The organism is Xanthomonas sp. SS (assembly GCF_014236835.1).
Lineage (GTDB): Bacteria > Pseudomonadota > Gammaproteobacteria > Xanthomonadales > Xanthomonadaceae > Xanthomonas_A.
Genome location: NZ_CP051190.1, coordinates 1,447,669 through 1,467,545, shown reverse-complemented (window position 1 = coordinate 1,467,545; position 19,877 = coordinate 1,447,669). Strand labels below are relative to the sequence as shown.

General features: G+C 66.5%; 11 protein-coding genes. All 11 read left to right on the top strand.

Annotated elements, in window-relative coordinates:
- Positions 1 to 78: 78 nt before the first annotated feature.
- Positions 79 to 1,773 carry an alpha-L-fucosidase gene (locus tag HEP74_RS06105; protein WP_185815647.1) on the top strand — a complete coding sequence of 565 codons (1,695 nt, stop codon included), beginning with the start codon at positions 79 to 81 and terminating at the stop codon, positions 1,771 to 1,773.
- 14 nt (positions 1,774 to 1,787) lie between these two features.
- The gene (locus HEP74_RS06100) at positions 1,788 to 2,843 is read left to right on the top strand and encodes a glycosyl hydrolase family 18 protein (RefSeq protein ID WP_185815646.1); all 1,056 of its coding nucleotides are present in this window, start codon (positions 1,788 to 1,790) and stop codon (positions 2,841 to 2,843) included.
- A 55-nt stretch (positions 2,844 to 2,898) separates the two neighbouring features.
- A complete protein-coding gene (locus HEP74_RS06095) occupies positions 2,899 to 5,382 on the top strand; it encodes a family 20 glycosylhydrolase (RefSeq protein WP_185815645.1) in 2,484 nt (827 codons plus the stop codon).
- Between the two features lie 16 nt (positions 5,383 to 5,398).
- The gene (locus tag HEP74_RS06090) at positions 5,399 to 8,098 is read left to right on the top strand and encodes a beta-mannosidase (protein WP_185815644.1); all 2,700 of its coding nucleotides are present in this window, start codon (positions 5,399 to 5,401) and stop codon (positions 8,096 to 8,098) included.
- Between the two features lie 41 nt (positions 8,099 to 8,139).
- On the top strand, positions 8,140 to 10,827 hold the full coding sequence (locus tag HEP74_RS06085) for a glycoside hydrolase family 3 C-terminal domain-containing protein (RefSeq protein ID WP_185815643.1): 2,688 nt from the start codon (positions 8,140 to 8,142) through the stop codon (positions 10,825 to 10,827).
- Positions 10,828 to 10,963: 136 nt separating this feature from the next.
- The gene (locus HEP74_RS06080) at positions 10,964 to 12,409 is read left to right on the top strand and encodes a glycoside hydrolase family 125 protein (RefSeq protein ID WP_185815642.1); all 1,446 of its coding nucleotides are present in this window, start codon (positions 10,964 to 10,966) and stop codon (positions 12,407 to 12,409) included.
- 138 nt (positions 12,410 to 12,547) lie between these two features.
- Positions 12,548 to 14,890 (top strand): GH92 family glycosyl hydrolase, encoded by a 2,343-nt coding sequence (locus tag HEP74_RS06075; RefSeq protein WP_185815641.1) that lies wholly within the window; start codon positions 12,548 to 12,550, stop codon positions 14,888 to 14,890.
- A gap of 121 nt (positions 14,891 to 15,011) precedes the next feature.
- On the top strand, positions 15,012 to 16,859 hold the full coding sequence (locus tag HEP74_RS06070) for a glycoside hydrolase family 35 protein (RefSeq protein ID WP_185815640.1): 1,848 nt from the start codon (positions 15,012 to 15,014) through the stop codon (positions 16,857 to 16,859).
- Between the two features lie 314 nt (positions 16,860 to 17,173).
- Positions 17,174 to 17,905 (top strand): hypothetical protein, encoded by a 732-nt coding sequence (locus tag HEP74_RS06065; protein ID WP_185815639.1) that lies wholly within the window; start codon positions 17,174 to 17,176, stop codon positions 17,903 to 17,905.
- A gap of 99 nt (positions 17,906 to 18,004) precedes the next feature.
- A complete protein-coding gene (locus tag HEP74_RS06060) occupies positions 18,005 to 18,778 on the top strand; it encodes a cbb3-type cytochrome c oxidase subunit 3 (RefSeq protein ID WP_185815638.1) in 774 nt (257 codons plus the stop codon).
- Positions 18,779 to 18,976: 198 nt separating this feature from the next.
- Entirely contained in the window at positions 18,977 to 19,753 is a 777-nt protein-coding gene (locus HEP74_RS06055; protein WP_185815637.1) for a hypothetical protein, read from the top strand.
- The last annotated feature ends 124 nt before the right edge of the window (positions 19,754 to 19,877 follow it).

Below are 19,877 nucleotides of genomic sequence, written 5' to 3'. Positions count from 1 at the left end.
TCCACGGTGGCGCGCCCTTTTTTTGCCCGGCGTTTCGTTTGCGCCGGCATCGCGTTTTCTACAGAGGAGTGCAGTTCCATGACGTCCGAGACCCGCCTGCGCGCGGACCGATCCCGCCACGCCGGAGCTGTACGCAAGACTCTGGCAAGCAGCTTTTCCCTCATTCTCGCGTTGGCGGCCATGCCCGCCTGCGCCGCGGATGCGCCGTCGCCGACCGCGCCCACCGCCACCACCCTCAGTCCCGAACAGATCGACCAGCAGTGGCTGCAGGCCACCGCCAAGTACGCGCCCGAACGCGCGCGGCTGGTGCGCGAAGCCGACGCCGGCGCGCGCAAGGGACCGTTCCGCCCGGACTGGACCTCGCTGAAGAACTACCGTTCGCCCGGCTGGTACGACAACGCCAAGTTCGGCATCTTCATCCACTGGGGCGTGTTCTCGGTGCCGGCCTTCGGCAACGAGTGGTACTCGCGCAACATGTACCAACCCGATGCCAAGGACAGCCAGGACTACGCGCACCATCGTGAAAAGTACGGCGCGCAGTCCACCTTCGGCTACAAGGACCTGATCCCGCTGTTCACCGCGCCCAAGTTCGACCCGCAGGGCTGGGCCAAGCTGTTCCGCGAAGCCGGCGCGCGCTACGTGGTGCCGGTGGCCGAACATCACGACGGCTTCGCGATGTACGACTCGCAGCTGTCGGACTGGACCGCGAGCAAGATGGGTCCCAAGCGCGACGTGATCGGCGAGCTGTCCAAGGCGATCCGCGCCGAAGGCCTGCATTTCGGCCTGTCCTCGCACCGCGCCGAGCACAACTGGTTCTTCGACGGCGGCCGCACCTTCGACTCGGACGTCAACGATCCGCGCTACGCCGGCCTGTACGGCCCGGCGCAGATCCGCTTGCCGGGCAAGGACGATGCCGACGTCGTCAACGACTGGACGCCGGTGTCGCAGGCGTGGCTGGACGACTGGCTGGCGCGCACCACCGAGCTGATCGACCGCTATGACCCGGAGCTGATCTATTTCGACTGGTGGATCGCGCACCCGACCTTCCGCAGCACCTTGCCAACCATGCTGTCGTACTACTACAACCACGGCGCCGCGCGCGGCGACGGGGTGGTGGTGAACTACAAGCTCGGCGCGTTCCCGGAAGGCGCCGGCACGCTGGACATCGAGCGTGGCCAGCTCACCGGCATCCATCCGACCCACTGGCAGACCGACACCTCGGTCAGCAACGCCTCGTGGGGCTACGTGGAGAACGACACCTACAAGACCCCGACCTTCATCGTGCACATGCTGGTGGACGTGGTCAGCAAGAACGGCAACCTGATGCTCAACATCGGTCCGCGCGCCGACGGCTCGATCCCCGATACCGAACGCGACATCCTGCTGTCGATCGGCAAGTGGCTGAAGACCAATGGCGAGGCGATCTACGACAGCCAGCCGTGGCGCACCTATGGCGAGGGCCCGACCGAAGTGGTCGGCGGCACCTTCCAGGACACCAAGACCAAGCCGTACACCGCCGAGGATTTCCGCTTCACCACCGGCCACGGCGCGCTGTACGCGATCGAGCTGGGCTGGCCGGCCGGCGGCAAGGCGGTGATCCGCTCGCTCACGCCCGCCGACGGCGTGCGCGGCGTGACCCTGCTCGCCACCGGCAAGAAGGTGCCGTTCGAACAGCGCGCCGACGGCCTGCACCTGACCCTGCCGGCCAAGCCGGCCGGCGAACACGCCTACGTGTTCCGCATCGACCTGCCCTCCCCCACTTCCACCCGCTGACGGATATTCCCCCGATGATGAAGCGATTCGCAGGGCTGCTGCTTGCCCTGGCCATGGTCTGTACCCCCGCCATGGCCAAGAACCCGACCGCGCTGTTCTATCTGATGAGCACGCAGAAATCGACCAACTCGTTCCTGGCCAACGTCGACAAGATCGACGTGGTGGTGCCGACCTGGTACGGCGTAGACCAGAACGGCCTGGTCAACGGCACCCCCAACGCGTACATCTACGACATCGCCAAGCGCAAGCAGCTGCGGGTGATGCCGATCCTGTCGATGACCACCGGCCGCGAAGGCTTCCACAAGCTGATGCACGACGAGGATGCGAAGAAGCGCATGATCGGCTCGCTGCTGATCCACGGCAAAAAGAACGGCTACTACGGCTTCCAGTTCGATTTCGAGAACATCGCCTGGACCGACCGCGACGCCTACACGCTGATGGTCAAGCAGACCGCCGACGCGCTGCACAAGGCCGGCTTCAAGATGTCGGTGGCGGTGGTGCCGAACGCGCCGGGCTACGCCGAAGGCGGGCAGTTCTCCAAGTGGATGTGGGAATACTGGCGCGGCGCCTACGACCTGAAGGCGCTCGGCCAGGCGGTCGATCTGGTCAGCCTGATGACCTACGACCAGCACACCCGCTGGACCACGCCCGGCCCGGTCGACGGCATGGTGTGGATGAAGAAGCACCTGGACTACGCGCTGACCCAGGTGCCGAAGGAAAAGCTGTCGCTGGGCATCGCCACCTACGGCTACCGCTGGTACACCGGCAACCCGGTGAAGGAAGACGGCACCGAAGCGTCGAACATCTCGGCGACCTACATCGACGCCGACGAGTCCTTCCCGCTGGCGATCGAGCAGAACGCCACCGTGCAGTGGGATGCGCAGGAGCAGGAGTCGTGGTTCTATTTCTACCGCGACGACATGCGCGAGTGGGTGTTCCGCCCGGATGCGCGCAGCTTCCGCGCGCGCTACGACATGGTCAAGCAATACGGCCTGGAAGGCTTCAGCTGCTGGGTGCTGGGCGCCGAGGATCCGAAGGTGTGGGACGAGCTGCCGACCGCATCGCGCTGATCCGTTACGCGCCGATCCACTACGATAGGCGTCCGCACAGCACGAGGTAGACCGAATGATTGCAGCAGGTGCACGCCAGCGCACGCCACACCGCCCGACGACCGCCCCGGCGGGCGCCGCGGCGGCGTCCCGCACCACGTGGCTGGGGCTTGCCCTGTTCGCCCTCGTTGCCGTACTGAGCGGCTGCGACCGCAAGGCCCCCGCCGCGGCGGACACCGCCAAGCCCGCCGCTGCACCCGCACCGGTTGCGCCGAAACCGGTCAGCACCGCGCCGTTGCCGCTGATTCCGGCACCGGCGCAGGCCAAGCGCGGCAGCGCCACGCTGACCATCGGCACCGGCAGCACCCTGTCGGTGCCGACCGACGACGACGCGGCCATGCGCGTGGCCCGGCAACTGGCCGCGCTGCTGGAAAAGACCCGCGGCCTGTCGCTGGAGGTGCGCGCCGAGACCATTCCGGCCAATGGCGCCATCCGCCTGCAGATGAACCCCAACGCCCCGGTGGAAGCGCCGGAAGGCTACGGGCTGGACGTGGACGGCAGCACCATGCTGATCCAGGCGCGCGACGAGCGCGGCCTGTTCTACGGCGCGATGAGCGCCTGGCAGCTGCTCACCCCCGATGCCGGCAAGGGCGAAGTGGACGTGCCCGAGGTCAAGATCCGCGACTGGCCGCGCTTCGGCTGGCGCGGCCTGCTGCTCGACGTGGCCCGCCATTTCCATAGCCCGGACACGGTCAAGCACGTCATCGACGCGATGGCCGAGCACAAGCTCAACGTGCTGCACCTGCACCTGACCGACGACCAGGGCTGGCGCATCGAGATCAAGCGCTATCCCAAGCTCACCGAGATCGGCGCCTGGCGCACCCCGCCTGGCGCCGGCACGCAAGGCGTGCCGGAAAGCTACGGCGGCTTCTACACCCAGGACCAGATCCGCGACCTGGTGGCCTACGCCGCCGCGCGGCACGTCACCATCGTGCCGGAGCTGGACATGCCCGGGCATGCGCAGGCGGCGGTGGCGGCGTACCCGGAACTGGTCGGCGTGACCCGGCAGCGGCCGAAGGTGTCGGTGGACTGGGGGGTCAATCCCTACCTGTTCAATACCGACGAAAAGAGCATGACCTTCATTCAGGGCGTGCTCGACGAAGTGCTGCAGCTGTTCCCTTCGCAGTACATCCACATCGGCGGCGACGAAGCGGTCAAGGACCAGTGGGAGCGTTCGCCCGCCGTGCGCGCGCAGATGCGCAAGCTCGGGGTCAAGGACGCGCACGCGATGCAGGGCTGGTTCAACCAGCAGCTGTCCGACTACCTGACCAAGCACGACCGGCGCCTGATCGGCTGGGACGAGATCCTGGAAGGCGGCCTGCCGGCCAGCGCATCGGTGATGTCGTGGCGCGGCGTCGATGGCGCAGTGGCCGCGGCCAAGCAGGGCCACGACGTGGTGCTGGTGCCGGCCGGCTGGCTGTACCTGGACAACCTGCAGAGCGCGCGCAACGACGAGCCCAACGGCCGGCTGGCGGTACTGCCGCTGCAGAAGGTCTACGAGTTCGATCCGGTCCCGGCCGCGCTCAACGCCGAGGAAGCCAAGCACGTGCTCGGCGCGCAGGCCGCGCTGTGGGCCGAATACATTCCCTCGGCCTGGCATATCGACCACGCGCTGTTCCCGCGCCTTGGCGCGCTGGCCGAGGCGGCGTGGTCGCCGCCGGCGGCGCGCGGCTGGGACGGCTTCCTGCAGCGCCTGCCGGCGCAGCTCAACCGCTACCGCGCGCTGGGCATCGACTACGGCGACGGCGCGTTCGCGCCGGACATCGCCATCCAGGGCGGCGACAACGCCGCGCTGGACAGCGGCAAGGCCAGCATCGCGCTCGGCAACCAGGCCAAGTTCGGCAGCTTCCGCTACACCACCGACGGCAGCGAGCCCACCGCCGATTCGCCGCGTTACGACAAGCCGTTCGACGTGACCCTGCCGGTCACCGTGCGCGCGGCCACCTTCGCCGACGACGGCAGCGTGCTGGCCGCGCCGCGTACCCGCATCCTCGACCGCCCCGGCCTGCTCAGCCGCGACACCCAGGGCCTGAGTTCCTGCGCCGACGGCAGCCTGGGCCTGCGCGTGCCGCTGCTGCCGGACATGTCGGGCAAGGACACGCCGGTGTTCAACATCGACCTGTTCAGCGGTTGCTGGCGCTACGCCGACGCGCGCCTGGACGGCATCGCCCGCATCCGCATCGATGCCGCGCGGCTGGCGCGCAATTACGGGCTGGCGCACGAGCAGGTCAAGGTCAAGCAGTACCCGGCCAAGACCGCGCACGGCGAACTGGAAGTGCGCCTGGGCGACTGCAAGGGCAAGCTGCTGGCGCGGATCCCGCTGCCGGGCGGCAAGGCGCTGGGCGAGCAGTTCTCGCTGGAAGCGCCGCTGCCCAAGCAGACCGGCACGCACGACCTGTGCCTGCGCTCGACCGCCCGCATCAACGGCCCGTACTACGCCATCGGCGCCGTCCACCTGATCGAAACCACCGCGCAGGCGCCCCCCGCCGCCGCGCGTTGACCCTGGAGACCCACGCATGACCCAGCCGCACCGCAGTTACCGTTCCGCGCCGCACCTGTGCCTTCCCGCCCGGCTCGGGCTGCTGCTGGCGCTGGGCCTGCCCACGATGGGCCAGGCCGCGGTGCCGACGACGCTGCCGCTGCAACAGGGCTGGCAGGTGCGGTTGGCGCCGGGCGAGGTGCGCGCCAAGGAATTCCCGAAGGCCGCGCAGTGGCTGCCGGCGCAGGTGCCGGGCACGGTGCAGACCGACCTGATCGCGGCCGGGGTAGTGCCCGATCCGTTCTATCGCGACAACGAGGCCAAGATCCAGTGGGCGGGCCTGAGCGACTGGCAATACCAGACCCGCTTCAAGGCCGACGCCGCGCTGCTCGCGCGCGAGCACGTGGAGCTGGTGTTCGACGGTCTGGACACCTTCGCCGAGGTCTACCTCAACGGCAAGAAACTGCTCGCCGCCGACAACATGTTCCGGCAGTGGCGGGTGGACGCCAAGCCGCTGCTCAAGCGCGGCGACAACGTGCTGGAAGTGCGGCTGTACTCGCCGATCAAGAAGCTCCAGCCATGGCTGGCCAAGCAGCCGTACGCGCTGCCCGGCGCCTACGACTCGGCGTTCGGCGACGAACCCGTCGCCCGCCACAGCTCCACCTACGTGCGCAAGGCGCCCTACACCTTCGGCTGGGACTGGGGCCCGCGCATCGTCACCGCCGGCATCTGGCAGGACGTGCGCGTGGAAGCCTGGGACGCGCTGCGCGTGGAAGGCCTGCACATCGCCCAGCAACGCGTCGATGCGGACGCGGCGCAACTGCTCGCGCAACTGGAGGTGCAGGCCGGCCGCAGCGGCGAGGTGCAGCTGGAGCTGGACGTGCTCGGCCCCGACGGCCAGCGCGTGGCGCAGCTGAGCCAGAAGGCGGTGCTCGATCCCGGCAGCAACACGCTCACCGTGCCGGTGCGCATCGCCAAGCCGCAGCGCTGGTTCCCGTCCGGTTATGGCAAGCAGGATCTGTATACGTTCAAGGCGCGCATCCGCGACGCCGGCGGCGACAGCTACGCCACCGAGCGCGTCACCGGTTTGCGCAGCGTCGAACTGCGCCGCGACCAGGACAAGTGGGGCAAGGGTTTCGCGATCGTGGTCAACGGCATCCCGGTGTTCGCCAAGGGCGCCAACCTGATCCCGTTCGACAGCTTCCCCAGCCGGGTCGATGCGGCGCGCATGCGCGGCATCCTGCAATCGGCGCGCGACGCCAACATGAACATGCTGCGCATGTGGGGCGGCGGCCACTACCAGCCGGACAGCTTCTACGAGGACGCCGACCGCCTGGGCATCATGATCTGGCAGGACTTCATGTTCGGCGGCGCGATCCCGCCCTACGACGTGGCGTTCCGCGAAAACACCCGCGCCGAGGCCGAAGCGCAGGTCAAGCGCCTGGGCGACCACCCCAGCATCGTGATCTGGTGCGGCAACAACGAAGTGCAGACCGGCTGGGAAAACTGGGGCGACCGGGTCAAGTTCAAGCAGTCGATCGATCCGGAAGAACGCAGCCGCATCGAACGCGGCATGACCACGCTGTTCGGCACCGTGCTGCGCGAGGCGGTGAGCAAGTACGACAGCGACACCCCGTACTGGGCGACCTCGCCCGGCACCGATTTCGACGGCGCCGCCGACCAGCCCGACGACGGCGACATGCACTACTGGAAAGTCTGGGGCGGTCCGGCGCTGCCGGTCACCGAATACCTCAACGTGACCCCGCGTTTCATGTCCGAGTACGGCCTGCAGTCGTTCCCGGAGATGCGCACCATCCGCGCCTTCGCCGAACCCGGCGACCTGCAGCCGGAATCGCCGGTGATGCGCGCGCACCAGAAGTTCGACAAGGGCAACGGCAACCAGCGCCTGCTGCTGTACATCCGCCGCGAATTCGGTGAGCCCAAGGATTTCGAGAGCTTCGTCTACCTGAGCCAGCTGATGCAGGCCGAAGGCATCGCCCTGGCCGCCGAGCACCTGCGCGCGTCGCGGCCGCAGTCTATGGGAACGCTGTACTGGCAGCTCAACGACGTGTGGCCGGGCGCGTCCTGGTCCAGCCTGGACTACTTCGGCCGCTGGAAGGCGCTGCACTACCACGCCAAGCGCTTCTACGCGCCGGAGCTGATCGCCGCGCTGCGCAACGACAAGGGCCAGACCGAGGTGACGCTGGTCTCCGACCGCACCGTGCCGCTGGCCGCGCGCTGGCGCATGCGGGTGATGGATGTGTCCGGCAAGGTGCTGAGCAAGAGCGAGAAACCGGTGACCCTGGCGCCGCTGTCCAGCGTGCGCGTGGGCAGTTTCAGCGATGCGCAGCTACTGCGCCGCGCCGATCCCAAGCGCAGTGTCGCGGTATTCGAGCTGCTCGACGGCGCGCGCGTGCTGTCGCGCAACCTGGTGTTCTTCGACGCGGCCAAGAACCTGCATCTGCCCAGCCCCGACATCCGCAGCGAACTGCGCGCCGATGGCGACGGTTACGCGCTGACCCTGACCAGCGCCACGCTGGCGCGCGAGGTGTGGCTGGCGTTCGGCGATCTGGATGCCACGCTGTCCGACAATGCGTTCGACTTGTTGCCCGGCGAGCCGCTGACCGTGCACGTGCGCAGCAACGCGACGCTGGAGCAGTTGCGCAGCGCCTTGCAGGTGCGCGATCTGGCAGAAACCCTCACCGGGTCGCCGCCCGAGCCGGCGGAGGCGAAGTGATGCGGATGGCACCGACACTGCACAAGGAAATCCGGGGAACCATGAGCGATAGCGCGCGACGCGATGCGGACACTGCGCGGTCGCGGCTGAAGCCGCTCCTACAGGGGATTTTGCGGGGGCTGTATGTGCTTGGATTGGCCGCTGCGCCGCTTGCGCATGCCGACGACGCCGAGGACCGCGCCGCCGCGCTGGTGGCGAAGATGACGCGCGAGGAAAAGGTCGCGCAGGCGATGAACGATGCGCCGGCGATTCCGCGCCTGGGCGTGCCGGCCTACGAATGGTGGAGCGAAGGCCTGCACGGCATCGCCCGCAACGGCTACGCCACCGTGTTCCCGCAGGCGATCGGCCTGGCCGCCACCTGGAACACCGCCCTGCTCGAGCAGGTCGGCACGGTCACCTCGACCGAAGCGCGCGCCAAGTTCAATCTCGCCGGCCGCCCCGGCAAGGACCACCCGCGCTACGCCGGGCTGACCATCTGGTCGCCCAACATCAACATCTTCCGCGACCCGCGCTGGGGCCGCGGCATGGAGACCTACGGCGAGGATCCCTACCTCACCGGGCAGCTGGCGGTGGGCTTCATCCACGGCCTGCAGGGCGACGACCTCAGCCACCCGCGCACCATCGCCACGCCCAAGCACATCGCCGTGCACAGCGGCCCGGAACCCGGCCGCCACGGCTTCGACGTGGACGTGTCGCCGCGCGACCTGGAAGCGACCTACACCCCCGCGTTCCGCGCCGCCATCGTCGACGGCCGTGCCGGCTCGGTGATGTGCGCCTACAACTCCTTGCACGGCACCCCGGCCTGCGCCGCCGACTGGCTGCTCAACGGCCGCCTGCGGGGCGACTGGGGCTTCAAGGGCTTCGTCGTCTCCGACTGCGACGCGCTCGACGACATGACCCAGTTCCATTATTTCCGCGCCGACAACGCCGGCTCGTCCGCCGCCGCGCTCAAGGCCGGCCACGACCTCAACTGCGGCCACGCCTATGCCGAACTGGGCCAGGCGATCGAGCGCGGCGACGCCGACGAAGCCCTGCTCGACCGGTCGCTGGTGCGGCTGTTCGCGGCGCGCTACCGGCTCGGCGAACTGCAGCCGCAGCGCAAGGACCCGTACGCGCGGCTGGGCGCCAAGGACGTGGACAGCGCCGCACACCGCGCACTGGCGCTGCAGGCCGCGCAGCAATCGCTGGTGCTGCTGCAGAACCGCAACGCCACCCTGCCGCTGAAGCCGGGCTTGCGGCTAGCGGTGATCGGCCCCAATGCCGACGCGCTGGCCGCGCTGGAAGCCAATTACCAGGGCACCTCGGCCGCGCCGGTGACGCCGCTGCTGGGCCTGCGCGAACGCTTCGGCGCCGCGAACGTGAGCTACGCGCAAGGCGCGCCGCTCGCCGCCGGCGTGCCCGGCATGATCCCCGAGACCGCCCTGCGCAGCGACGGCAAGCCCGGCCTGCGTGGCGAGTATTTCGATAACGTCGATCTGGCCGGCAATCCGCGCACGCAACGCCAGGACCGCGTGGTCAGCTTCAACTGGGACCAGGTGGCGCCGGCCAAGGGCGTGGACAAGGACCGCTACTCGGTGCGCTGGAGCGGCGAACTGCTGCCGCCCGGACCGGGCGACTACACCCTGGCGGTGCGCGTGGCGCGCTGCTTCGATTGCACCGGCCACGATCCGGTGCGGCTGTACATCGACGACAAGCTGGTCGTCGCCGGCAACGCCGAAGACAAGCACCTGCCGGCCGGCATGCACAACGCCGACGGCCGCAACGTCGAGACCGTGCTGCACTTCGACGACACGCGCCCGCGCCGCATCCGCCTGGAACTGGAGCACCGCGGCCAGGACCAGGGCCTGCGCTTGGAATGGCTGGCGCCGGCCGCGCCGCAACTGGCCGAGGCCGAACGCGCGGTCGCGCAGGCCGATGCGGTGGTCGCCTTCGTCGGCCTGTCGCCGGACGTGGAAGGCGAGGAACTGCGCATCGACGTGCCCGGCTTCGACGGCGGCGACCGCAACGACCTCGCCTTGCCCGCGGCGCAGCAGGCGCTGCTGGAGCGCGCCAAGGCCAGCGGCAAGCCGCTCGTGGTGGTGCTGATGAGCGGCAGCGCGGTGGCGTTGAACTGGGCCAAGCAGCATGCCGATGCGATCGTCGCGGCGTGGTATCCGGGGCAGTCCGGCGGCACCGCGATCGCGCAGGCGCTGGCTGGCGACGTCAACCCGGGCGGCCGCCTGCCGGTCACCTTCTACCGCTCCACCAAGGACCTGCCGGCCTACGTCAGCTACGACATGAAGGGCCGCACCTACCGCTACTTCAAGGGCGAGCCGCTGTTCGCGTTCGGCAGCGGGCTGAGCTACACCAGCTTCGCCTACGCCGCGCCGCAGCTGTCGACCACGACGCTGCAGGCCGGCGCCAACCTGCGAGTGAGCACACAGGTGCGCAACAGCGGCACGCGTGCCGGCGACGAGGTGGTGCAGGTGTACCTGGAATACCCGCAACGCGCGCAATCGCCGCTGCGCAGTCTGGTCGGCTTCCAGCGGGTGACGCTGCAGCCGGGCGAGTCGCGCGAGGTGAGTTTCGAGCTGGCGCCGCGGCAGCTGAGCGACGTCGATCGCGCCGGCCAGCGCGCGGTGCAGCCCGGCGACTACCGCATCTTCGTCGGCGGCGGCCAACCCGGCACCGGGGCGCCCGGCGACGCGGCCGCGTTTTCGATCCAGGGCAGCGTGCCCATCCCGCGGTGATCGAAACATGAGCCCCTGTAGGAGCGGCTTCAGCCGCGACCGGGACTCACCGGTAACACCCGGTCGCGGCTGAAGCCGCTCCTACAGAAAAGCAAAGCAATGCGCTCACCCGTATAAACCAGACCAGGAGTCACCCATGCCTTCCCGCCGCGATGTCCTCCAGTTGCTCGGCAGCGCCGCCGGCGCCGGCCTGCTCGCCAGCGCCGTGCCCGGCTTCGCCGCGTCCGGCGCATCCGCGGCCGGCTTGCCCAGCAAGCGCCCAGCGCCGGCGCAACGGCGCTTCGTCAGCGCCGCGGTGGAAAAGCACCTGCGCACGGTCAAAGCCGGCATCGGCGATCCGCGCCTGGCCTGGCTGTTCGAGAACTGCTATCCGAACACGCTCGACACCACCGTGGAAATCGGCACCCGCAACGGCAAGCCGGACACCTTCGTCATCACCGGCGACATCGAGGCGCTGTGGCTGCGCGATTCCTCCGCGCAGGTGCATCCGTACGTGCCGCTGGCCAAACGCGACCCGGCGCTGCGGCGCATGTTCCATGGCCTGATCCAGCGCCAGGCCGCCTGCATCCAGCTCGACCCCTACGCCAATGCGTTCCTGCCCGACGGCAAGAGCCAGCGCCTGAAATGGTCGGTGGCCGACATCACCGAGATGAAGCCCGGCGTCGGCGAGCGCAAGTGGGAAGTGGATTCGCTGTGCTACCCGATCCGGCTGGCGCACGAATACTGGCGCGCCAGCGGCGACGCCGCCCCGTTCGACGACGACTGGCGCGCGGCGATGCACGTGGTGGTCAAGACCTTCCGCGAGCAGCAGCGCCTGCACGACCGCGGCCCCTACAATTTCCAGCGCCCCTCGCCGCTGGCCACCGAGACCCTGGTGCTGGAAGGCTACGGCCAGCCGACCAAGCCCAACGGCATGATCCACTCGATGTTCCGCCCGTCCGACGACGCCTGCCTGTATCCGCTGTTCGTGCCGGCCAACCTGTTCGCGGTGACCTCGCTGCGGCAGCTGGCGACGATGAGCGAAGCGCTGCACCACGATGCCGCCTTCGCCGGCGAATGCCGCGCGCTGGCCGACGAAGTCGAGACGGCCACGCGCAAATTCGGGCAGATGCGCGATGCCGATGGGCAGCCGTTCTGGGCCTACGAAGTGGACGGCTACGGCAACCAGCTGTTCATCGACGACGCCAACGCGCCGGGCCTGCTGAGCCTGGCCTACCTGGGCTGCTGCGACCGCCGCGATCCGCTGTTCCTGCGCACCCGCCAGCTGGCGTGGAGCGAGCGCAACCCGTACTTCTACCGCGGCCGCGCCGCCGAGGGCGTGGGCAGCCCGCACAGCGGCATGGGCACGATCTGGCCGATGTCGATCATGCAGTACGCACTGGCCAGCGACGACGACGCGCAGATCCGCCAATGCCTGGCCTGGCTGAAGAGCACCGACGCCGGCAGCGGCTTCATGCACGAAGCCTTCGACAAGGACGACCCGAGCAAATTCACCCGCGACTGGTTCGCCTGGGCCAACACCTTGTTCGGCGAACTGATCGTCGACCTGCACCAGCGCAAACCGCACCTATTGAAAGCCTGACCACCCCCACCCCCTGACCGCCCCCTGTAGGAGCGGCTTCAGCCGCGACCGAGTCTTACCGGCAACGCCAAGGTCGCGGCTGAAGCCGCTCCTACAGAAACACCATCCCTCTCCGCTGCACACCCCGAGGACAGCACCATGGCCACACGACGCGGTTTCCTGCAGGGCGCCATCGCCCTGGCCCTGTTCGGCAGCAGCGGCATCGCCCGCCTGGCGCAAGCGCGCGCCGGCAGCTATGCGCTGCCCGCCGATGCGCGCGCCAAGGCCGCGCTCACCCGCCACGTCGACGTGTTCATCGGCACCGGCGGCCACGGCCACACCTTCCCCGGCGCCACGCTGCCGTTCGGCATGGTGCAGCTGAGCCCGGACACCTACAACGCGGTGTGGGATTCGTGCTCCGGCTACCACGAGTCCGACGGCTCGATCATGGGCTTCTCGCACACCCACCTGTCCGGCACCGGCGTCGGCGACCTGCTCGATTTCCTGGTCGTCCCCGCCACCGGCGACGTCAAGCTGGTCCCCGGCACGCTGGAAGATCCGGACGCCGGCTACCGCTCGCGCTACGACCACGCCGACGAAGCCGCCTCGCCCGGCTACTACCGGGTGCGCCTGAAGGACAGCGGCGTGCACGCCGAGCTGACCGCCACCGCACGCGCCGGCCTGCACCGCTACCACTTCCCCAAGGGCAAGCCGGCGCATCTGCTGCTGGACCTGTGCCACGGCATGCAGGACAAGCCGGAGATCGCGACCCGGGTCAGCGACGCGCAACTGCGCATCGTCGATGCGCGCACCCTGACCGGCGGGCGCCGCGTGTACCAGTGGGCGACCGGCCGCTACCTCTACTTCGCCATGCGCCTGTCGCGGCCGTTCGCCAAGGCCCAGCTCTATTCCGAAGACCAGCCGCTGGCCGCCAACGCGCACCAAGCCGACGGCACCCACCTGAAGGTGGCGCTGCACTACCCCGACGCCGCCGACGCGCCGCTGCTGGTCAAGGTCGGCATCTCCGCGGTCAGCGCCGACAACGCCCTGGCCAATCTCGACGCCGAACTGCCCGACTTCGATTTCGCGCGCGTGCACGCCGCCGCCGTGGCCGCGTGGGAGAAGGAACTGGCGCGCGTGCGCATCGACAGCGACGACGACGCGCAGCAGCGCATCTTCTACACCGGCCTGTACCACAGCCTGCTCGCGCCGACCCTGTTCAGCGACACCGATGGCCGCTACCGCGGCATGGACCTGAAGGTGCACCAGGCGCCCGCCGGCTATCACAACTACAGCACCTACTCGCTGTGGGACACCTACCGCGCACTGCACCCGTTGCTGACATTGGTGCAACCCGAACGCGTGCCCGACCTGGTGCAGTGCCTGGTGCGCGGCGCCAACGAATGCCCGGACGGCGTCGGCATCTGGCCGCTGCAAGGCGTCGAAACCGGCTGCATGATCGGCTACCACTCCGCCGTGGTGCTGGCCGAAGCGCACGCCAAGGGCTTCACCGGCATCGACTACGCCGCCGCCTGGCCGGCCTACCGCAAGCGCGCCATGGACGACACCACGCACGGCCTGGACGAGTACCGCAAGCGCGGCTACATCCCCAGCGACACCGTCGACGAAGCGGTCAGCCGCACCCTCGAATACGCCTACGACGACTGGGCGGTGGCGCACCTGGCGCAGGCCGCCGGCGCCACCAAGGAGGCAAGCGCCCTGCGCGAACGCTCGCGCAATTACCGCAACGTGTTCAACCGCAAAAGCGGCTTCGTGCAGCCGCGGCTGAGCAACGGCGACTGGGCCGCCCCGTTCGATCCGCGCGCGATGGGCCACATGGCGAAATGGCGCGACTTCACCGAGTCCAACGCCTGGCAGGCCACCTTCCTCAACCAGCACGACCTGTACGGCTACATGGACCTGTTCGGCGGCCGCGACGGCTTCGTCGCCAAGCTCGACGAACTGTTCTCCACCAGCTCCGAACTGCCGGCCGACGCGCCGCCGGACATCGACGGCATGGTCGGCCAGTACGCGCACGGTAACGAACCCAGCCACCACGTGGCCTACCTGTTCGCCTACGCCGGGCAGCCGTACAAGACCCAGGCCATGGTGCGGAGGCTGCTGCGCGAGCAATACCACGACGCGCGCAACGGCCTGTCCGGTAACGAGGACTGCGGGCAGATGAGCGCCTGGTTCGTGCTCAGCGCCCTGGGCTTCTACGCCGTGGACCCGGTCAGCGCCACCTACGTGCTCGGCAGCCCGCTGTTCAAGCGCGCCGACGTCGATGTCGGCAACGGCCGCACCCTCAGCGTCGTCGCCCACGGCAACAGCGCCGCCAACGTCTACATCCAGCGCGCCCGCTGGAACGGCAAGCCGTACACCCGCAGCTGGCTGCGCCACGCCGACCTAGCCGCTGGCGGCACCCTGGAACTGGAGATGGGCCCGAAGCCGAATCCGGCATTCGGCGCAGCCAAGGAAGACCTGCCGCCCTCGTTCGTTTGAGCCCCCCAAGCTCTCTGTAGGAGCGGCTTCAGCCGCGACCAAAACCCACCGGCAACGCACGGTCGCGGCTAAAGCCGCTCCTACAAAAAAGCCCAACCTCACCACCGCCAGAGACCCCCACATGCTGCGCAGCTCCCTGTCCGCCCTTGCCCTGTCGCTCCTGCTCTCCCTCCCGGCATCCGCACAGCCGACGCACGCAGCGACGCCCTGGCCCGCCTTCGCCACCCAGGGCGAACACTTCACCCGCGACGGCAAGCCCTACCAGATCATTTCCGGCGCCATCCACTTCCAGCGTATCCCGCGCGCCTACTGGAAGGACCGCCTGCAGAAAGCGCGCGCCATGGGCCTGAACACCGTGGAGACCTACGTGTTCTGGAACCTGGTCGAACCGCGCCAGGGCCAGTTCGACTTCAGCGGCAACAACGACCTGGCCGCCTTCATCGACGAAGCCGCCGCGCAAGGCCTCAACGTCATCCTGCGTCCCGGCCCCTACGTGTGCGCCGAATGGGAAGCCGGCGGCTACCCGGCCTGGCTGTTCGCCGAACCGGGCATGCGCGTGCGCAGCCAGGACCCGCGCTTCCTCGCCGCCAGCCAGGCCTACCTCGACGCCGTCGCCGCGCAGGTCAAGCCCAAGCTCAACCACAACGGCGGCCCCATCATCGCCGTGCAGGTCGAGAACGAATACGGCTCCTACGACGACGACCACGTCTACATGCAGGCCAACCGCGCCATGTTCGTCAAGGCCGGCTTCGACAAGGCCCTGCTGTTCACCGCCGACGGCGCTGACGTGCTCGCCAACGGCACCCTGCCCGACACCCTGGCCGTGGTGAACTTCGGCCCCGGCGAAGCCGAGAAAGCGTTCCAGAGCCTGGCCAAGTTCCGCCCCGGCCAACCGCAGATGGTGGGCGAATACTGGGCCGGCTGGTTCGACCAGTGGGGCGACAAGCACGCCAACACCGACGCCAACAAGCAGGCCAGCGAATTCGAATGGATCCTGCGCCAGGGCCATTCCGCGAACATCTACATGTTCGTCGGCGGCACCAGCTTCGGCTTCATGAACGGCGCCAACTTCCAGAAGAACGCCAGCGACCACTACGCCCCGCAGACCACCAGCTACGACTACGACGCCGTACTGGACGAAGCCGGCCGCCCCACGCCCAAGTTCGCCCTGTTCCGCGACGCCATCACCCGCGTCACCGGCGTGCAGCCGCCGGCCCTGCCCAAGCCGATCCGCTTCGCCGAACTGCCGGCCACCCCGCTGCGCGAATCCGCCTCGCTGTGGGACAACCTGCCCGCGCCGGCCGCCACCACCGACACCCCGCAACCGATGGAGCGCTACGGCCAGGCCTACGGCTACATCCTCTACCGCACCACCGTCACCGGCCCGCGCAAGGGCAGCCTGTACCTGGGCGAGGTGCGCGACTACGCCCGCGTCTACGTGGATCGTAAGTTGGCCGGCAGCGCCGAGCGCCGCCTGCAGCAAGTGGCCGTGGACGTGGACATCCCCGCCGGCCCCCACACCGTGGACGTGCTGTTGGAGAACGGCGGCCGCATCAACTACGGCGCCCACCTGCCCGACGGCCGCGCCGGCCTGGTCGACCCCGTGCTGCTCGACGGCAAGCCGCTGACCGGCTGGCAGACCTTCCCGCTGCCGATGGACGACCCGAGCAAACTCACCGGCTGGACCACCGCCAAGGTCGACGGCCCCGCCTTCCACCGCGGCACCGTCAAGATCGGCACGCCCGCCGACACCTTCCTGGACATGCAGGCCTTCGGCAAAGGCTTCGCCTGGGCCAACGGCCATAACCTTGGCCGGCATTGGAACATCGGGCCGCAGCGGGCGTTGTATTTTCCGGCGCCGATGCAGCGCAAAGGCGAGAACAGCGTGATTGTGTTCGATCTGGATGGCGCGGCGGATGCGAGCGTGCGTGGGGTTAAGGGGCAGGTTTGGAGTGCGCCGGGTAACTGAGTTATCCGGGGAACGCGCCATCCGGCAAAGTCGGGATGGCGCGGGATCAAACAACTTGTCTACAAATTAAGGCCGCCGGCGGTTACGCCGAGCGGCCTTTAACTTGTGACGATCGTCAACAAGTGTTAGCGTCAGACTCGTGCGGGGATGCACCGGGAATGGCCGTGGGGTTAGATGTAAGAATTATGCGACAGCGGGAATGGCGGAAGATCGAATTTGGGATGCATGCTGCCCCGAAAAGTAGTGGTATCGATGCGCTACGCACCTGTTTTACACACCATTTCGTCGCCGAATAGTAGTTAGCCCGCGCACACATGACCGCTCTTGAAGTCTTAGATGCAGAATTTGCGGGCTCCAGCGACCGTGCCGCGGCAATTGTCGCGGCTGCGGCTCTGGATGACGCACTCTGCACGCTTCTTGCGGCCGTTATGGTCGTGGACCACGCTCCCGGATTTGACGTCTTTGCGCCTGGACAGGAACTTGGGTCGTATATGGCCCGGGTCAAGATCGCCTTCATGCTTGGACTAATCGACGACTCAGAAAGGAAGCGTCTTTCACTTGTAGCAAAGATCAGAAACGAGTTCGCGCACCTGGCTAAAGACATTAGCTTCAACAGTACACACATCGCTGATCGCTGCCGGGAATTGGCACCGCCCAAAGAGTTGGTGCCACCCCGTCGAGTTCCTGACGTACTAGAGCTTGAAAAGCTCCACGAGTTCATAACCCCATTGGCAGATAGGAGTAATCCTAGAGCGACCTTTGAGGAGGCGACGCTCTTTCTCCTCTATGCACTAAAGGGTCGGTTCGCCCAAGCGATAGTGAGGCGCCCTGGCCCACCCAGCAAGTTCAAGAACGCAGCGGAGCCTGCCGGAGAGTTTTTGGCCCATGCAATGGTCGCAAAAAGAGATGCCATCGAGGCGGGCGACCCACCGGAAAAGATTGCCGAACTGCAAGATCAAGTTAACCAGCTTGCAAAAATTGTTGTCTTTGCTGCCGCGGGCGCCAACAAGGAGCATCCGGCTGGTAACGACACTGATGCGGGCTAACAATTCATTCAAGCCGACGCCGATTCGCGGCGCGGCTTAATTCAGACGTTACGCGTATTCACTCACTGCTCATTCAATGAATCAAGAAATCCTCAATCTATGCACGAGCTACTACGGGATAGCATCTGGACTTTTGTTGGGGCAGTCTTAGCGCTCATCGCTATCGGCGCGACATTTTGGGTTTACGCCTTGCAGCGGCCAAGGAAGCGTCTTCTGATTGAGCGTGTTGCTCGCGTTCCGCTAGTCACAATCGGCACTGAAAAAATCGAAGGGCTCGAGGTTAAGTTCAATGGAGACGTTCTAGAGAGCGCCTCTGTCATCGTTGTCCGCATAACCAACAGCGGGAATCAGCCTATAACTGCTGAAGAGTTTGAGCGTCCAGTTACTCTCATATTTGAAGAGGGTGCAGCCGTTTTGCACGCCGAGATATCCGAGCCATCCCCCAAGGGTCTGGTCGTGGCAACAAGCTCACAGGGCCGAGAACTTCAGATTGAAAGGTGTTTGCTGAATCCTGGTGATACATTCCTCTGCCGCGCCTTGGTTCGTGACTCTAAGGGCCGTTATGAACCGGCCGCGCGAGTGGTGGGTATGAAAGACATCGAGACGTCGCGAGCGGTCTCCATTGCTAGACCGGTTGCAATGGCTTCTTGCGTCGCAGTAGCGTTCGTCGCCTATACCCTCAGCCCAACTCCGAAGAGCATAAGTCCAACAGAGTTACGCCCAGAGGAGATGCCATATTTGGTGGCGTTACTGCTTGCAATGCTTACGCTTTCCGTCCTTACGTTAGGTGATCTGAAAGCGAGACTACGTTCCATGCGCGATCGACTAAATATTCTAGCCGCCAAAGATGGACCAGAAACGGGGTCAGGTTGACTTCCTAAGTGAATCTCACTCGTCACACGGCAAGCCAATACCCAGCGTTTCGCAGGCATCAGGCCCGCACACCGCCTGCGCAAAGCATCCAACTCAACCGCTAAGTGAACCTGGTCCCGTTAGTCTTCCATTCAAGCGAAAGCCGCTTCGCAGGCCTGCTTAACTCGGACATTGGCTTTCACAATCAAGGAGAGTCTCATGCGAAAGAATCTTTCAATTATTTGCCTCATAGCCGTGGCGCTAAGTGGCTGCACTTCATTTACTATTCCAGCCAACCCCGGGGGGCCGGCACAAAGCTATGGATATAACCCAATTGACTCGCTGCCAGTTACGGTTTCACCGGCAACCGCCACGCGAGAAAAGAGACTGGAAGCCCTTCCCGACGAGACGATGCGGTTAGCTATTGGTCAACTTGATGGAAAGGCCGGCATTTCGTTTGGATCAGCTACAGCAGGGGTAGCAGGCAACAACTATGTTGTTATTCTTGACTACACGAAATTCACAACAAAATCATTTGGGGTAAAGAAAACGCCCATGGCGGATGGCAAAAGAGTTTCCGTTGCACTAACCACAGAGCCCAATCCAGATGTTGTAGTGCCTGTTTACGTGGGTGTCGGGTTGCGACTCACTGCCAACGTCACAGTAAAAGAAGGAAGTGTTGATCTTGGAAATTTGTTTGCATTAGGCGTAGCCGCCCAAGCAAAGCAGATATCTGGAACGTTGGTTATCCAATCCCTCGGCCTAAGCGGAGAAGGAATCTCGCCGCTGATACCGATTCCGAGTGAAATAAATCCAACGACAATTCAAAATGCCCTGATGGCCATTGGTGCAATCAAAGCGAAGATATACGACGGGAAAATCACCGTAGTACCTCGAGTTGTCGGGGTCTATAACAATCTCGGCGGAGGCCAAGAAACGATCAATGGATTTATTTCCACAATCTTGGAGACGCCGCTGACCCTTGATGTGCAATGAAGACTAACGACAATAACGCGGTCAGGTTGACTTCCTAAGTGAACCTGACCCGTTACAAGGTCCAAGCCAAGACCCAGTGCTTCGCAGGCATTAGGCCCGCATACCGTCCGCGCAAAGCATCCAG

What these genes read in the sequence shown, in the direction of transcription:
- HEP74_RS06105 (WP_185815647.1), top strand. Translation starts at nt 79, where the DNA reads ATGACGTCCGAGACCCGCCTGCGCGCGGACCGATCCCGCCACGCCGGA.
- HEP74_RS06100 (WP_185815646.1), top strand. Translation starts at nt 1,788, where the DNA reads ATGATGAAGCGATTCGCAGGGCTGCTGCTTGCCCTGGCCATGGTCTGT.
- HEP74_RS06095 (WP_185815645.1), top strand. Translation starts at nt 2,899, where the DNA reads ATGATTGCAGCAGGTGCACGCCAGCGCACGCCACACCGCCCGACGACC.
- HEP74_RS06090 (WP_185815644.1), top strand. Translation starts at nt 5,399, where the DNA reads ATGACCCAGCCGCACCGCAGTTACCGTTCCGCGCCGCACCTGTGCCTT.
- HEP74_RS06085 (WP_185815643.1), top strand. Translation starts at nt 8,140, where the DNA reads ATGAGCGATAGCGCGCGACGCGATGCGGACACTGCGCGGTCGCGGCTG.
- HEP74_RS06080 (WP_185815642.1), top strand. Translation starts at nt 10,964, where the DNA reads ATGCCTTCCCGCCGCGATGTCCTCCAGTTGCTCGGCAGCGCCGCCGGC.
- HEP74_RS06075 (WP_185815641.1), top strand. Translation starts at nt 12,548, where the DNA reads ATGGCCACACGACGCGGTTTCCTGCAGGGCGCCATCGCCCTGGCCCTG.
- HEP74_RS06070 (WP_185815640.1), top strand. Translation starts at nt 15,012, where the DNA reads ATGCTGCGCAGCTCCCTGTCCGCCCTTGCCCTGTCGCTCCTGCTCTCC.
- HEP74_RS06065 (WP_185815639.1), top strand. Translation starts at nt 17,174, where the DNA reads ATGACCGCTCTTGAAGTCTTAGATGCAGAATTTGCGGGCTCCAGCGAC.
- HEP74_RS06060 (WP_185815638.1), top strand. Translation starts at nt 18,005, where the DNA reads ATGCACGAGCTACTACGGGATAGCATCTGGACTTTTGTTGGGGCAGTC.
- HEP74_RS06055 (WP_185815637.1), top strand. Translation starts at nt 18,977, where the DNA reads ATGCGAAAGAATCTTTCAATTATTTGCCTCATAGCCGTGGCGCTAAGT.